Source organism: Streptomyces sp. NPDC059582 (assembly GCF_042735715.1).
In the GTDB taxonomy this organism is placed as follows: Bacteria; Actinomycetota; Actinomycetes; order Streptomycetales; family Streptomycetaceae; genus Streptomyces.
In genome coordinates this window covers 107485-121210 of sequence record NZ_JBHWCC010000027.1, presented here as the reverse complement: position 1 = coordinate 121210, position 13726 = coordinate 107485, and the positions used below count along the sequence as shown (strand labels likewise).

Here is a 13726-nt window from a genome sequence, read left to right as displayed (position 1 = left end):
CCCGTACAGGCGGCCGGGGCCCTGAAATGGCCGGTCGGAGGTGTTGTCAGCGGGTCGCGCGGTTGACGGCCGAGACGACCGCCTTCAGCGACGCACGCGTCGTGTTCGCGTCGATGCCGATGCCCCAGAGCACCTTGTCGCCGATCGCGCACTCGATGTACGAGGCGGCCTGCGCGGAGGCGCCCTCGCTCATCGTGTGCTCCTGGTAGTCCAGCAGGCGTACGTCGACGCCGATCGACTCCAGGGCGTTGAAGAAGGCCGAGATCGGACCGTTGCCGGAGCCCGAGAGGACCGTGTCCTCGCCGTCGACGGTCGCCTCGACGGTGAGGGTGTCCACGCCGTCGGTGTCGGTGGTCGACTGGCCCGTGCGGACCTGGATGCGGCCCCAGGGATTCTCCGGGTTCGGCAGGTACTCGTCCTCGAAGGTCCCCCAGATGTCCTTCGGGGTGACCTCGCCGCCCTCGGCGTCCGTCTTCGCCTGGATGAGCTTCGAGAACTCGATCTGCATCCGGCGCGGCAGGTCCAGCTTGTGGTCGTTCTTCAGGACGTACGCGATACCGCCCTTGCCGGACTGCGAGTTGACCCGGATGACGGCCTCGTAGGAGCGGCCGACGTCCTTCGGGTCGATCGGCAGGTACGGGACGGCCCACTCGATGTCGTCGACGGTGACGCCCTTGGCGGCCGCCTCGGCCTCCATCGCGTCGAAGCCCTTCTTGATGGCGTCCTGGTGGGAGCCGGAGAAGGACGTGTAGACCAGGTCGCCCACGTACGGGTGGCGCGGGTGGACCTCCATCTGGTTGCAGTACTCCCACGTACGACGGATCTCGTCGATGTCGGAGAAGTCGATCTGCGGGTCGACGCCCTGGGAGAAGAGGTTCATGCCCAGGGTGACCAGGTCGACGTTGCCGGTGCGCTCGCCCTGCCCGAACAGACAGCCCTCGACGCGGTCGGCGCCGGCCATCAGCGCCAGCTCGGCCGCGGCGACGGCCGTACCGCGGTCGTTGTGCGGGTGGATGGAGAGGCAGACGTGCTCGCGGCGGGACAGGTTGCGGTGCATCCACTCGAAGCGGTCCGCGTGCGTGGAGGGGGTCGAACGCTCGACCGTCGCGGGCAGGTTCAGGATGATCTCGCGGCCCGGGCCGGGCTGCCAGACGTCCATGACCGCCTCGCAGACCTCCAGGGCGAAGTCCAGCTCGGTGTCGGTGAAGATCTCGGGGCTGTACTGGTAGCCGAACGTCGTCCCATCAGCCTCGGGGCCCAGCAGCTTCTCGGCGTACTCCACGACCAGCCGGGTGCCGTCGACGGCGATCTGCTTGATCTCGTCCTTGGAGCCGCGGAAGACGACCCGGCGGAAGACCGGCGCGGTGGCGTTGTACAGGTGGACGGTGGCGCGGCGGGCGCCCTTCAGGGACTCCACCGTCCGCTCGATCAGGTCCTCGCGGGCCTGGGTCAGTACGGAGATCGTCACGTCGTCCGGGATCGCGCCCTCTTCCTCGATGATCGAGCGCACGAAGTCGAAGTCGGTCTGGCCGGAGGCCGGGAAGCCGACCTCGATCTCCTTGTAGCCCATCCTGACCAGCTGGTCGAACATCCGGCGCTTGCGCTCGGGCGACATCGGGTCGATCAGGGCCTGGTTGCCGTCCCGCAGGTCGGTGGAGAGCCACCGGGGGGCTACGGTGAGCCGCTGGTCCGGCCAGGTGCGGTCCGGGATCTCGACCTGCTCGTAACGGCCGTACTTGTGGATCGGCAGGGAACTGGGCTGCTGGCGGTTGGCCATGATTGCGTGGGCTCCTCGAGAAGGTGTCCGACAGGACGGCCGACGACGCAACGCCAAGCTCCGCGGGGAGGGGGTCGGCCTCGACTACAGGCCCTCGCCGCGGCAGCTAAGGAGAAGCAGCCCGAAACGCATGATGCTCCGCAGCCTAGCCGAGCCGCACCTGATGTGCGGGCCTGTTCCAGTATGCGGGACCGGCGGAACATAGCGAACAAAAGAGACAAAGAGTGCTCCATACCACTCCGTGACCTCCACCAGGACCCTTTGTCCCCGTATTTCACCAATCATGGTTGCGGGTAGTGACAGCGGCATAACGCAGTGCAAAGGTGCCGGGCATGACGACACACGGGGGCTCCGAGCCCGTCTTCTGCACGATCGTCCCGCCCCACGTCCTCGACAAGCTCGCCCAGCACGAGGACCCCGCGCTGTCCGGTCCCGCCCGCCGCTCCCTGGAGCGCGACGCCTTCGAGCGCACCCACCGCCGGCTGACCACCGTCGTGGGCGCCCCGGCGGTCGCCCCGGCGGTCGCGCCCGACCAGCCGCAGCGCACCCTGTACGACGCCCGCCACCACACCGACCTGCCCGGCGAGAAGGTCCGCGGCGAGGGCGCCGAACCCATCAAGGACGCCACGGTCAACCGCGCCTACGCGGGCCTGGGCGCCACCTTCGAGCTGTACCTGAGCGCGTACGGGCGCAACTCGATCGACGGCGCCGGTCTGCCGCTGGACGCGACCGTGCACTACGACCGCGACTACAACAACGCCTTCTGGAACGGCGAGCAGATGGTGTTCGGCGACGGCGACGGCGAGATCTTCCTCGACTTCACCCTCCCGGTGGACGTCATCGGACACGAACTCACCCACGGCGTCACGCAGTACACGGCGAACCTCACCTACTTCGGCCAGCCCGGCGCCCTCAACGAGTCGCTGTCCGACGTCTTCGGCTCGCTCATCAAGCAGTACACGCTCGGCCAGACCGCCGCCGAGGCCGACTGGCTGATCGGCGCGGGCCTGCTCGCCCCGCGCGTCACCGGCACCGCGCTGCGCTCGATGAAGGAGCCGGGCACGGCGTACGACGACGACGTCCTCGGCAAGGACCCGCAGCCCGCGACGATGGACGGCTTCGTGCGCACCGGCCGCGACAACGGCGGTGTCCACATCAACTCCGGCATCCCCAACCACGCTTTCTACCTCGCCGCCACCGCGCTCGGCGGCCACGCCTGGGAACGGGCGGGCCAGGTCTGGTACGACGTGCTGACCGGCGGCGAACTGAAGGAGGACGCGCTGTTCGCCGACTTCGGCACGCTCACGGTGTCCGCCGCACGGGCGCGGTACGGCGAGGGCGAGGAGCTCCAGGCGGTGCTGAAGGCCTGGGAGCAGGTGGGGGTGCGCACGCTGTAGTTCCGTACTAGACACGGACCCATGCGTATTCAGATCAGGCGCACGGGCGGATTCGCGGGCATCGAGCGGCACGCCGAGGTCGACACCTCGGGGCGGCCCGACGCGCACGAGTGGCAGACCCTGGCCGAGAAGGCACTGGCCGCGGGCCGGGGCACGCCACCGACCGGGGTACCGGACGGCTTCGGCTACGAGATCACGGTCGACGGCCGGACGGTGTACGCGGCCGACCCCCGGCTGACCGAGGAACAGCGGACGCTGATCTCCCGCGTGCTGAAGGAGGGCGCGTAACTGCTTGTTCACGCCTGCCCGTTGACTTCCGTTACCGACGGTACGGATGATCCGGCGCATGGCGACTGAATCGCGCGACGCGGCGCATCCGATCCCCCGCTTCCCGGCCGGCTTCCTGTGGGGTGTGTCGACCTCGGCCCACCAGATCGAAGGGGCGGTCGACGAACGTGAGCCGTCCGTCTGGGACGCGTTCACGGCCGAGCCGGGGCGGGTGAAGGACGGCTCGACGGCCGCGGTGGCCTGCGACCACTACCACCGCTACGGCGAGGACGTGGCGCTGCTGGCCGGCCTGGGCGTGGACGCGTACCGCTTCTCCGTCTCCTGGCCGCGGGTCCGCTTCGGCGACGGCAGCGGCCTGGACTTCTACGACCGTCTGGTGGACGAGCTGTGCGCGGCTGGCGTCCGGCCCGTACCCACCCTCTTCCACTGGGACCTCCCGGCCGGCCTGGACTGGCTCGACCGGGACACCGCGGCCCGCTTCGCCGACCATGTGGCACGGGTCGCCGACCGGCTCGGCGACCGCGTCGGCAAGTGGATCACCCTCAACGAGCCCGCGGAGCACACCCTCCTGGGCCACGCCCTCGGCGTCCACGCGCCCGGCCGGAAGCTGCTGTTCGACGCCCTGCCGGTCGCCCACCACCAACTGCTGGCCCACGGTCTGGCCGTACGGGCGCTGCGCGCGGCCGGCGCCACGGACATCGGCATCGCCAACTCGCACGGCCCGGTGTGGCCCGCCTCGCGGGAGCCGGCCGATCTGGAGGCCGCCGCCTTCTACGACCTCCTGCTGAACCGCCTCTTCGCGGAACCGCTGCTGCTGGGCCGGTACCCCGAGGGACTGGGCGAGTTGATGCCCGGGGACGTGGAGTCGGACCTGAAGGTCATCGCGGAACCCGTCGACTGGTACGGCGTCAACTACTACGCCCCGACGAAGGTCGGCGCCCCACAGGGCACGGAGATCGAGTTCGGCGGCGTGGTCATGCCGGCCGAACTCCCCTTCTCCGTCCGGCAGATCGAGGGCAGGCCCGTGACGGACTTCGGCTGGCCGGTGGTCCCGGAGGGCCTGACGGAAGTGCTCACCACGTTCCACGAGCGCTACGGCGACCGGCTCCCGCCCGTCGTCATCACCGAGAACGGCTGCTCCTACGAGGGCCTCGACGACCAGGACCGGATCGCCTACCTGGACGGCCATCTGCGCGCGCTGCACCGGGCGGTGGAGGCGGGCGTCGACGTACGGGGCTACTTCGTGTGGTCGCTGCTGGACAACTTCGAGTGGGCGGAGGGCTACGCGCGCCGCTTCGGCCTCGTCCACGTCGACTTCGAGGATCCCGCGGCCCTGACGAGGACCCCGAAGGCGTCCTACGCCTGGTTCCGGGACATGCTGCGGTCCCAGAGATGACGGACACCCGGCCCTCGGGGGCGCTCGCCGAGCCCGTCGAACGGGTCGGCCGGGGCTGGACCTCGGCCCTCGCGCTCGCCAACGGGGCCATCTGGGTGGGCTGGTTCGGCCCGCTCCAGATCCTGCTGGCCTCCCAGACCGAGGACTTCGCGCCCGGCTCCGGCCTGTCGAAGGAGGCGATGCTGGCCTGGATAACCGGCGTGGGCGCGGTCGTGTCCCTGGTCGCCAACCCGCTGTTCGGCGCCCTGTCGGACCGCACCACGGCCCGCCGGGGCCGCCGTACGCCGTGGATCGTGGCCGGCGCGGCGGGCGGCGCTCTGTCGCTGCTGCTGCTCGCGGGCGCGGACGGCGTGTGGACGATGACGGCGTCCTGGTGCCTGGTCCAGCTGACCCTCAACGCGGCCTTCGCGGCGATCACGGCGGCGGTCCCCGACCGCGTACCCCGGCCGCAACGGGGCGCCGTGGGCGGCTGGCTGGGGGCGGCCCAGATCCTGGGCGTGGTCGGCGGCACCGGCCTGGCGACGGCGGCGGGCGGCATCGGGACGGGCTACGCGGCGTGCGCGCTGTTCACCGCGGTGGGCGTCCTGCCGTACGTCCTGTGCCACGACGATCTGCGCCTGTCCCCCGCGCAGCGCCCGGCCTGGTCGCCGCGCGCCTTCCTGGCCGGCTTCTGGCTGAGCCCGCGCCGTCATCCGGACCTGGCCTGGGCCTGGCTGACCCGCTTCCTGATCAATCTGAGCAACGCGCTGGTGCTGCTGTACCTGCTGTACTACCTGCGGGACCGCCTGCACCGCGCCGACCCCGACGAGGGCGTCCTGATCCTGACGGCGGTCAACGCCCTGACGCTGCTCGCGACGGTCGTCGTCGGCGGTGTCTGGTCGGACCGGGTCGGCCGCCGCAAGCCCTTCGTGGTCTGGTCGGGCGTCCTGATGGCGGTGGCCACGGCGGCGCTGGCCGTCTGGCAGACCTGGCCGGGCGCGATCGTCGCGGCGGCGGTCCTGGGCGTCGGCTTCGGCGTGTTCACCTCCGTCGACTTCGCCCTGATGACCGACGTGCTGCCCGAGGCCCTGAACCGGGGCAAGGACCTGGGCGTGATCAACATCGCCAACGCCCTCCCCCAGGTCGCGGCCCCAGCCCTGGCCGCACCGATCGTGACGTATCTCGGTGGCTACCGGGTGTTGTACCTGGTGGCGGCGGCGATCGGGTTGGCGGGGGCGGTGCTGGTGCGGCGGATCCGGGGGGTGGACTGACCGGGGCCGGCCCGAGCGGCCGGAGCCCGCACACCGAGCCGCGGGCCCGCACACCGAGCCGTGGCCCGCGCGCTCAGAAGCCGAGCTTGCGCAGCTGCCTCGGGTCGCGCTGCCAGTCCTTGGCGACCTTCACATGCAGGTCCAGGAAGACCGGCGTGCCCAGCAGTGCCTCGATCTGCTTGCGGGACTTGATGCCGACCTCCTTGAGCCGCTTGCCCTTGGGGCCGATGATGATCCCCTTCTGGCTGGGCCGCTCGATGTAGACGAAGGCGTGGATGTCGAGGAGCGGCTTGTCGGCGGGGCGGTCCTCGCGCGGGAGCATCTCCTCCACCACGACCGCGATGGAGTGCGGCAGCTCGTCGCGCACCCCTTCCAGCGCCGCCTCGCGGATCAGCTCCGCCACCATCACCTGCTCGGGCTCGTCCGTCAGATCGCCCTCGGGGTAGAGCGCGGGCCCCTCCGGCAGCAGCGGGACGATGAGGTCGGCGAGCAGGTCGACCTGCTGGTCCGCGACCGCCGACACGGGAATGATCTCGGCCCACTCGAAGCCGAGCTCCGTGCCGAGCTGGTCGATCGCGATGAGCTGCTCGGCCAGTGTCTTGCCGTCCACCAGGTCGGTCTTCGTGACGATCGCGATCTTCGGCGTCTTCTTGATCGACGCCAGTTCCTTCGCGATGAAACGGTCTCCCGGACCGAGCTTCTCGTTCGCCGGCAGACAGAAGCCGATCACGTCGACCTCGGCCCACGTCGTGCGGACGACGTCGTTGAGCCGCTCGCCGAGCAGCGTGCGCGGCTTGTGCAGCCCGGGGGTGTCCACCAGGATCAGCTGGGCGTCGGGCCGGTGCACGATGCCCCGCACGGTGTGCCGCGTGGTCTGCGGCTGGTTCGCCGTGATCGCCACCTTCTGGCCGACCAGAGCATTCGTGAGGGTGGACTTGCCCGCGTTGGGACGGCCCACGAAGCAGGCGAAGCCGGCGCGGTGGGGGGCCTCGGCCGGCTGTTCGGATGACTCGGTACGAACGCTCATGGCGCCCATTGTCCCTGATCCACGAGCCCCCGCTGCACGCAGCGCGGATCGCCGCCGGCGGCGGGGTTCCGCGAGCCTTCGCGGGTCGCGCGCGAGTGACCCGCGCGGGCACACCGGCCGGGACCTCACGGTGCACGTCGCGACGGCTTACGATCACGGGGCCCGGGCCACGGCGCCCCGGTCGGCCTAGTGCCGTGGCAGGCAAGGTTTGCCCGTGAAGGAGCGGCGTCCGGTGCGTGCTCTCGGCGTGCCGGCCGGGAGTCCTCGTACCGGACGTACGTGGGCTTTCGGCCGGTGCGGCGAGAGGGCGTGCCGGGCGTCGCGACGGGGCGAACGTCGCCTGCTGCGGCACTAGCCGTCCCCTCCGCCCAGAAGGTCGAGCCGCAGGCATGAAGCTCATCACCGCGATCGTCAAGCCGTTCCGCCTCGACGAGGTCAAGACCGCACTTCAGGAGCTCGGCGTGCACGGTCTGACCGTCAGCGAGGCCAGCGGCTACGGCCGTCAGCGTGGCCACACCGAGGTGTACCGCGGCGCCGAGTACCAGGTCGACCTGGTGCCCAAGGTCCGGATCGAGGTCGTGGTGGAGGACGCCGACTCGGACGCCGTCATCGACGCGATCGTCAGCGCCGCGCGGACGGGGAAGATCGGGGACGGGAAGGTGTGGTCGGTGCCGGTCGAGACGGTCGTACGGGTACGGACCGACGAGCGCGGCCCCGACGCGCTCTGACCAGCAGCACTCCACCCGCCACCGCCACGGCGGACGCCACCGCCACCAGCAGCCACGGCAGCGCGAGGAACGACGCGCTCGCCGACTCCCGCGTGCCCTGCGCGCTGGCCGTCAGCGTGACGTCTCCCCGGTCGAGCTGCGGCGCTCGGAGCCAGGACTCGCTGAGCCGGACGCGCTGCCCGGGCAGCAGCTCGGCCGGGATCTTCGTCAGCCCGCGGGACAGGAGCGTGCGGCCGAACAGTCCCTGCGCCCTGAGTTCCACCTTCGGGTCGAGGGTGACGTTGCCGGTGTTGTGCAGGGTGTAGGAGATCCTCGCCGTGCTGTCGCCGAAGCCGGGCACGAGCGGCTGGTGGTGCGTGACGCGGACGTCCTCCACGGAGATCGCGGGCAGCGTGGGGCCGCTCACCCGCAGGTAGACGCGGGCGCCGACGGCCCGCCGCACCCCGACGGCGACCGATCCGCCGCCGGTGTCGACGCGCTCGTCGAGCGCCACGACGGCCCCTGGGTGGTCACCCGGTTCGGCGTCCCTCGGCACCCGGAGCGTGACCGGCACGGTGACCGACCCGTGGGCGGGGACGGTGACCCGGGAGCGCGCGGGCTTCGCCCAGGCGCCGACGCCCCGCATCGTCTCCTTCACCGTCCGCACGGCGAACCCTCCGTCCCGTGCGGTGTTGTAGGCGTCGGCCGCGTAGAGGCGGAAGGTCAGGGGCGCTCCGGTCTTGTTGGCGACGACGACCTCGTCCTCGATCGTCTGGCCCGGGTCGGCGGACAGGTAGAAGTAGGGGCGCGCGGCGACGGCCGACGAGGCGGGGTAGACGGACCAGCTGCCGTTGTCGGCGGCGTGCGCGGGCGCGGCCGGGCAGACGAGGAGGAGGCCCAGCACAAGGGGAAGCAGGAGGAGGAGGGAGGGGCGGCGGGAAAAGGGCGGGCGGGCGGCGAAGGGGAGGCGTCGCGGGTACGGCTTGCGCAGGGGTGCGGTCATGGGTGCGGACGCGGGCATGGGTACGGGCACGGGTGCGGGCATGAGTGCGGACTCCCCACGGACGTACGGACGTGACGAGACCCAGGTGGACGGGCGGGTGCGGACCTGTGGTGCGGGCGCCCGGCCACCGCGGGTGTGCGGTCAGGTGAGCGTGAGCGTGAGGATGCCGGAGTACGCGCCCGGCGGGGTGAACTCAGGTACGTTCAGCGACAGTTGTGCGTCGACGGTGAACTCGCCGCCGGTGAGTGTGCCGTCGGGGGTACCGGCCAGCGTCGCTCCCGAGGCGCCCACCGTGCCCGCCGAACCGGCCTGGCAGGTGCTCGGGCTGCCCGCCTTGGTGGCGCAGGCGGGGGTCCAGCTCAGCTTGCCGGCGTCGATCGAGGCGCCGGGACCGGTGAAGTCGGTGACCTTGCCGGTCAGGGACCAGCCCGCGGGGCCGCCGCGGAAGTCCTTGACGGTCACCGTCCGCAGGGACCCGGTCGAGGCCCCGCCCTTGCCGAAGTCGACCGCCGTCAGCTGCACGGCGTCCCCGGCCTGGGACATGGAGAGCGTCCCCGCGTTCACGGTGGCGGTCAGCTTCTGACTGCCCTCGGGTACGGGGGTGTCGTCGATGACGACGTAGGCGGCGGGCCCCGCGCCCTTGTCCGGACTCCACGCGCCGCCCTCGTACGCGACGACCCCGGTGGTCGTCCTGTCGTTGACGACGAGTGAGCCGCTGAAGGCGCCCTGGGCGTCGGCGGTCACGGTCGCGGTGTCCGCGGTCTGGGCGCTTCCGGCCCGGCCGGCCAGGGTGACGGTCGCCCCCGGCGTGAAGTGGCCGCCGCTGACCGTGACGCTGTCACCGGGGTTGCCGGAGGCCGAAGCCAGGCTGATGGACCGGGTGTTGGGCTGGGTCACGTCCGTCGCGGTGACGGTCTCGGAGACCGGCGCGGGCGGGGTGATGACCGTGCAGGGGGTGTCCAGTTCCAGGATGTAGCTGGTGTGGATGTTGTAGTCGCCGGGCGAGAGCGTGATCGCGCCGGCCGCGGTGACCGTGAACGTGCCGGTCATGGAGAACGACGGGAAGGCACCCCGTCCCGGCACCGGGTCGTTCTTCTTCGGGCCCGTGACCGTGACGCTGCCCGTCTGCGCCCCGCCCAGGGTGACCTTCCCGGTCGGCGTCATGATGTCGGCCGGCAGGGCGAGGTCGGTGGGGTTGCTCGCGGCGGGTGTGACCACCGTGTAGGTCACGGTGACGGTGTCGCCGACCTTGGGGCTGGCGTTGTCCACCGCGACCTTCGCGGTGGTGGTGCCGTCGATCGGCGGGATGCCCGCGATCGCGGGCGGGATGCAGTGCGTGGCGAAGTCCACGTTCGTGGACGCGGCTCCGGCCGGACAGGCCAGCGCGCCCCCCGCGGTGACCGCGAGCGCGGTCGCCCCGAGCAGCGACGCCCACCGGCGCCATCGGGATCTTCGGGGTGTCGGACCCATGCTTGCCCCCTCTGAGGGATGCGGGCGCAGCGGCTCGTCTGCGCCGACAGGGGGCCATTGATGTGCAGCCGACGTGAGAAGTCAATGGAGATGCGGCAGGGAAACTGACGATCCATCAGTTTCCCTGCCACTGTGCCCGGTTCGCGCTCAGTCGAAGACGAACGGCCCCGGCGACTGTGCGCCGGTCGCCGTACAGGTGACATTGATCCCGAAGATCGTCATCCGGACCTGGCCGCCGTACGCCTCCAGGCTGTCGCCGGGGGCCACGGTCCCGTCGAGCGGACCGACGGTGATGTCGTCCCCGGCGGCCATCGCCGGGTTCCGCGTACCGGTGAAGTCGGTGCTGCCGGACGCCCCGCCCCGCAGGGTGAGAACGGTGGTGATCGAGTCCTGTGCGATCGCGATCGGCGCCTTGATCGCGGAGGACGTCAGGGTGATGGTGGCGGCGGTGCCGCTCTGGGTGGCCGTGAGCGTCGCCGCGCCGCCGCCGAAGAGACCGCAGTTCGCGGTGATCGTCGCCGTCTGCGGGGTGACCGCGGCGGCGCTGGGCGCGAACGCGAGCCCGGTGACCGCGAGGGCCCCGACCGCCAGTGCCGCACCCGTGCGTATGCGCTTTCCTGTCATGTGGATCCTGGTCCCTTCCCTGTTCCGGGAATGCCATGTGGGGATGGACGGGAGATGCTCCGACGCGACCGTCCCGGGCAGGTGGGTGCGGACACACTGCGCGGCCTTCAGATCTGACGGTTCGTCGGAACCATCGGTTCCATTGATGCGCGAGAGGCGGGGAAGGGCAAGGATGAATTCCGGACTGCTCCTCAGCCCGCCGTGACCGTCCCCCGGACCGTCCCGTCCGGCGAGGCCACCAGTACCGGCGTGGCCGGTCCGCCCAGATCCCGTACCGCCGCCCGGTCCGCCGCGGACGCGGACTCCGCCTCGGTCACCACGGCCGCCGCCTCCAGCGACTTCGCGCCGGACGCCACCGCCATGGCCACCGCTGTCTGGAGGGCGCTCAGCTTCAGCGAGTCGAGGGCGACGGTACCGGCCACGTACGTACGTCCGGTCTCGTCCCGTACGGCCGCTCCCTCGGGCACGCCGTTGCGGGCGCGGGCGGACCGGGCCAGGGTGACGATCTTGCGGTCCTCGGGGTCGAGCGCGTTGCTGTCAGTCATGCCCCGAGCATACGAAGAACCGCGCGGGGCCCGGCCGAGGGTCCGCGTGAGCGCACGTGACGGCGTCGGCCGGGGAGGTCACGGCCGGTCCAGCCGTAGCCGCTCCGCCCTCGGCAGCCCGGCCACCACCAGGTCGTACGAGTCCTCGACGAGCTCCCGGACGAGCCGGTCGGGGAGCTCGCCGCCGACCGTGACGGTGTTCCAGTGGCGCTTGTTCATGTGGTAGCCCGGGACGACCAGACCGGGGTGCTCGCCGCGCAGCCGGACCGCGTTGTCGGGGTCGCACTTGAGGTTGACCGTCAGGGGCCGCGCGTCCAGGTCCGACAGGGCGAAGAGCTTGCCCAGGACCTTGAAGACGGACGTCTCCGGGTTGAACGGGAAGTCCTCCACGGCCGCGTTGAAGGACAGGCACAGGGCGCGCAGCTCCTTGGGGGTCACTCCGGTCTCGTCTCCTCGTCGTCCGGCTGACCGGCCGGGCCGACCGGCTCCACCAGTACCGTCACGATCTTGTTCCGGCGGCCGGCGGACGCCTCCGCGGTCAGGCGCAGCTCCCGCCCGTCGGGGAGTTCCACCACGGACGACGCCCCGGCGATGGGTACACGGCCCAGCGCCTTCGCGAGCAGCCCGCCGACGGTCTCCACGTCCTCGTCGTCGTACTCCTCCAGCCCGTACAGCTCGCCGAGGTCGGTGATGTCGAGACGGGCGGTGACCCGGTAGCGGTCGTCGGCCAGCTCCACCACCGGCGGGATCTCACGGTCGTACTCGTCGGTGATCTCGCCGACGATCTCCTCGAGGATGTCCTCGATGGTGACGATGCCGGCAGTGCCGCCGTACTCGTCGATGACGACGGCGACGTGGTTGCGGTCCTGCTGCATCTCGCGCAGCAGGTCGCCCGCGTTCTTGGTGTCGGGCACGAAGGCGGCCGGCCGCATGGCCGTCGACACCAGCTCGCTCTCCGCGTCCCGGCTGATGTGCGTCTTGCGGACCAGGTCCTTCAGATACACGATCCCGACGACGTCGTCCTCGCTCTCGCCCGTGACGGGGATGCGCGAGAAACCGGACCGCAGGGCCAGGGTGAGGGCCTGGCGGATGGTCTTGTAGCGCTCGATGACCACGAGGTCGGTGCGCGGGACCATCACCTCCCGCACGAGCGTGTCGCCCAGCTCGAAGACCGAGTGCACCATACGGCGCTCGTCGTCCTCGATCAGGGACTCCTTCTCGGCCAGGTCCACCAGTGCCCGCAGCTCCGCCTCGGAGGCGAACGGACCCCGGCGGAAGCCCTTGCCCGGGGTGAGCGCGTTGCCGATGAGGATGAGCAGCGAGGGGATCGGGCCCATGATCCGCGCCAGCGGCAGCAGGACGTACGCCGCCGCCGTCGCCGTGTTCAGGGGGTGCTGGCGGCCGATGGTGCGCGGGGAGACGCCGACGGCGACGTACGACACGAGGACCATGACCGCGATGGCGACCAGGAGGGCCTCGGCGGTGCCGTCGAACTCCTTCAGACAGGCGTAGGTGACCAGCGCGGCCGCCGCCATCTCGCAGGCGACGCGGACCAGCAGCGCCACGTTGAGATAGCGGGTCGGGTCGGCGGCGATCTGGGCCAGCTTCGCGCTGCCGCGGCGGCCGGACTTGACCGCCTCCTCGGCGCGGAAGCTGGAGACGCGCGCGAGGCCCGCCTCCGCGCAGGCGGCGAGCCAGGCGACGACGACCAGGGCGATCGCGCCGACGACGAGTTGCGCACTCATGAGACGGTCGGAGCCGGGGACGGGCCGGTCAGGCCCTTCTCCGCGCGCCAGCCGTCCACGATGGCGGCCTGCAGGCCGAACATCTCGGCCTTCTCGTCGGGCTCCTCGTGGTCGTAGCCCAGCAGGTGCAGCACACCGTGGACGGTGAGCAGCTGGAGCTCCTCGTCCATGGAGTGCTGCGTGGCCGCTTCCCCGCCCTGCCGTTCGGCGACCTCGGGGCACAGCACGATGTCGCCGAGGAGGCCCTGCGGGGGCTCGTCGTCGTCCTTCGACGGCGGACGCAGTTCGTCCATCGGGAAGGACATGACGTCCGTGGGCCCCGGCAGGTCCATCCACTGGATGTGCAGCTGCTCCATGGCGTCGGCGTCCACGGCGATCACCGAGAGCTCGGAGAGCGGGTGGATGCGCATCCGCGCGAGCGCGTAACGGGCGATGTCGAGGATCGCCTGCTCGTCGACCTCGGTTCCGGACTCGTTGTTGACGTCGATCGACATGGT

Annotated in this window: 14 protein-coding genes; 5 read left to right on the top strand and 9 right to left on the bottom strand. The window is 71.3% G+C overall.

Annotation, left to right across the window (positions count from 1 at the left end; genetic code table 11):
• Positions 1-46: 46 nt before the first annotated feature.
• Positions 47-1777 carry a 2-isopropylmalate synthase gene (gene leuA, locus ACFV0T_RS23290; RefSeq protein WP_385782216.1) on the bottom strand — a complete coding sequence of 577 codons (1731 nt, stop codon included), beginning with the start codon at positions 1775-1777 and terminating at the stop codon, positions 47-49.
• A gap of 332 nt (positions 1778-2109) precedes the next feature.
• On the opposite strand from leuA, the gene ACFV0T_RS23285 reads away from it, so the two are divergent.
• Genes ACFV0T_RS23285 through ACFV0T_RS23270 form a run of 4 tightly spaced genes read left to right on the top strand, consistent with a single transcriptional unit; the run spans position 2110 to position 6108 of the window.
• The gene (locus ACFV0T_RS23285; protein ID WP_385782213.1) at positions 2110-3174 is read left to right on the top strand and encodes a M4 family metallopeptidase; all 1065 of its coding nucleotides are present in this window, start codon (positions 2110-2112) and stop codon (positions 3172-3174) included.
• 21 nt (positions 3175-3195) lie between these two features.
• Positions 3196-3462: a protealysin inhibitor emfourin gene (locus tag ACFV0T_RS23280; RefSeq protein ID WP_385782209.1), complete on the top strand. Its 267-nt coding sequence runs from the start codon at positions 3196-3198 to the stop codon at positions 3460-3462.
• Between the two features lie 46 nt (positions 3463-3508).
• Positions 3509-4858 (top strand): GH1 family beta-glucosidase, encoded by a 1350-nt coding sequence (locus ACFV0T_RS23275; RefSeq protein ID WP_385782206.1) that lies wholly within the window; start codon positions 3509-3511, stop codon positions 4856-4858.
• Entirely contained in the window at positions 4855-6108 is a 1254-nt protein-coding gene (locus tag ACFV0T_RS23270; protein WP_385782203.1) for an MFS transporter, read from the top strand. The genes ACFV0T_RS23275 and ACFV0T_RS23270 overlap by 4 nt, the downstream gene beginning before the upstream one ends.
• A 73-nt stretch (positions 6109-6181) precedes the next feature.
• Here ACFV0T_RS23270 and era read toward each other — a convergent pair whose 3' ends face one another.
• The gene (gene era, locus ACFV0T_RS23265; RefSeq protein ID WP_385782201.1) at positions 6182-7144 is read right to left on the bottom strand and encodes a GTPase Era; all 963 of its coding nucleotides are present in this window, start codon (positions 7142-7144) and stop codon (positions 6182-6184) included.
• A 380-nt stretch (positions 7145-7524) separates the two neighbouring features.
• Between era and ACFV0T_RS23260 the strand changes: the two genes are divergently transcribed.
• Positions 7525-7863, top strand: coding sequence for a P-II family nitrogen regulator (locus ACFV0T_RS23260; protein WP_385782198.1), 339 nt, complete (start codon positions 7525-7527; stop codon positions 7861-7863).
• On the opposite strand, the gene ACFV0T_RS23255 is transcribed toward ACFV0T_RS23260, so the two are convergent.
• The 7 genes from ACFV0T_RS23255 to ybeY form a co-directional block, all read right to left on the bottom strand.
• Positions 7757-8887, bottom strand: coding sequence for a WxL protein peptidoglycan domain-containing protein (locus tag ACFV0T_RS23255; RefSeq protein WP_385782195.1), 1131 nt, complete (start codon positions 8885-8887; stop codon positions 7757-7759). The genes ACFV0T_RS23260 and ACFV0T_RS23255 overlap by 107 nt on opposite strands.
• A gap of 99 nt (positions 8888-8986) precedes the next feature.
• Entirely contained in the window at positions 8987-10315 is a 1329-nt protein-coding gene (locus ACFV0T_RS23250; RefSeq protein WP_385782192.1) for a beta-xylosidase, read from the bottom strand.
• Positions 10316-10462: 147 nt separating this feature from the next.
• Complete coding sequence (locus tag ACFV0T_RS23245) at positions 10463-10939, bottom strand: hypothetical protein (RefSeq protein ID WP_385782189.1); 477 nt, start codon at positions 10937-10939, stop codon at positions 10463-10465.
• Between the two features lie 191 nt (positions 10940-11130).
• Positions 11131-11484 (bottom strand): cytidine deaminase, encoded by a 354-nt coding sequence (locus tag ACFV0T_RS23240; RefSeq protein ID WP_385782186.1) that lies wholly within the window; start codon positions 11482-11484, stop codon positions 11131-11133.
• Between the two features lie 78 nt (positions 11485-11562).
• Positions 11563-11922: an MmcQ/YjbR family DNA-binding protein gene (locus ACFV0T_RS23235; RefSeq protein ID WP_385782183.1), complete on the bottom strand. Its 360-nt coding sequence runs from the start codon at positions 11920-11922 to the stop codon at positions 11563-11565.
• Positions 11919-13229 carry a hemolysin family protein gene (locus tag ACFV0T_RS23230; protein ID WP_385782180.1) on the bottom strand — a complete coding sequence of 437 codons (1311 nt, stop codon included), beginning with the start codon at positions 13227-13229 and terminating at the stop codon, positions 11919-11921. Before ACFV0T_RS23230 ends, ACFV0T_RS23235 begins: the two co-directional genes overlap by 4 nt.
• Positions 13226-13723, bottom strand: a complete 498-nt coding sequence (gene ybeY / locus ACFV0T_RS23225) for an rRNA maturation RNase YbeY (protein WP_385782177.1) — start codon at positions 13721-13723, stop codon at positions 13226-13228. Before ybeY ends, ACFV0T_RS23230 begins: the two co-directional genes overlap by 4 nt.
• Positions 13724-13726 lie beyond the last annotated feature (3 nt).

Bases quoted from the DNA above. Each gene is read 5' to 3' on its own strand.
- leuA (WP_385782216.1), bottom strand. From the start codon at position 1,777: ATGGCCAACCGCCAGCAGCCCAGTTCCCTGCCGATCCACAAGTACGGC.
- ACFV0T_RS23285 (WP_385782213.1), top strand. From the start codon at position 2,110: ATGACGACACACGGGGGCTCCGAGCCCGTCTTCTGCACGATCGTCCCG.
- ACFV0T_RS23280 (WP_385782209.1), top strand. From the start codon at position 3,196: ATGCGTATTCAGATCAGGCGCACGGGCGGATTCGCGGGCATCGAGCGG.
- ACFV0T_RS23275 (WP_385782206.1), top strand. From the start codon at position 3,509: ATGATCCGGCGCATGGCGACTGAATCGCGCGACGCGGCGCATCCGATC.
- ACFV0T_RS23270 (WP_385782203.1), top strand. From the start codon at position 4,855: ATGACGGACACCCGGCCCTCGGGGGCGCTCGCCGAGCCCGTCGAACGG.
- era (WP_385782201.1), bottom strand. From the start codon at position 7,144: ATGGGCGCCATGAGCGTTCGTACCGAGTCATCCGAACAGCCGGCCGAG.
- ACFV0T_RS23260 (WP_385782198.1), top strand. From the start codon at position 7,525: ATGAAGCTCATCACCGCGATCGTCAAGCCGTTCCGCCTCGACGAGGTC.
- ACFV0T_RS23255 (WP_385782195.1), bottom strand. From the start codon at position 8,887: ATGCCCGCACCCGTGCCCGTACCCATGCCCGCGTCCGCACCCATGACC.
- ACFV0T_RS23250 (WP_385782192.1), bottom strand. From the start codon at position 10,315: ATGGGTCCGACACCCCGAAGATCCCGATGGCGCCGGTGGGCGTCGCTG.
- ACFV0T_RS23245 (WP_385782189.1), bottom strand. From the start codon at position 10,939: ATGACAGGAAAGCGCATACGCACGGGTGCGGCACTGGCGGTCGGGGCC.
- ACFV0T_RS23240 (WP_385782186.1), bottom strand. From the start codon at position 11,484: ATGACTGACAGCAACGCGCTCGACCCCGAGGACCGCAAGATCGTCACC.
- ACFV0T_RS23230 (WP_385782180.1), bottom strand. From the start codon at position 13,229: ATGAGTGCGCAACTCGTCGTCGGCGCGATCGCCCTGGTCGTCGTCGCC.
- ybeY (WP_385782177.1), bottom strand. From the start codon at position 13,723: ATGTCGATCGACGTCAACAACGAGTCCGGAACCGAGGTCGACGAGCAG.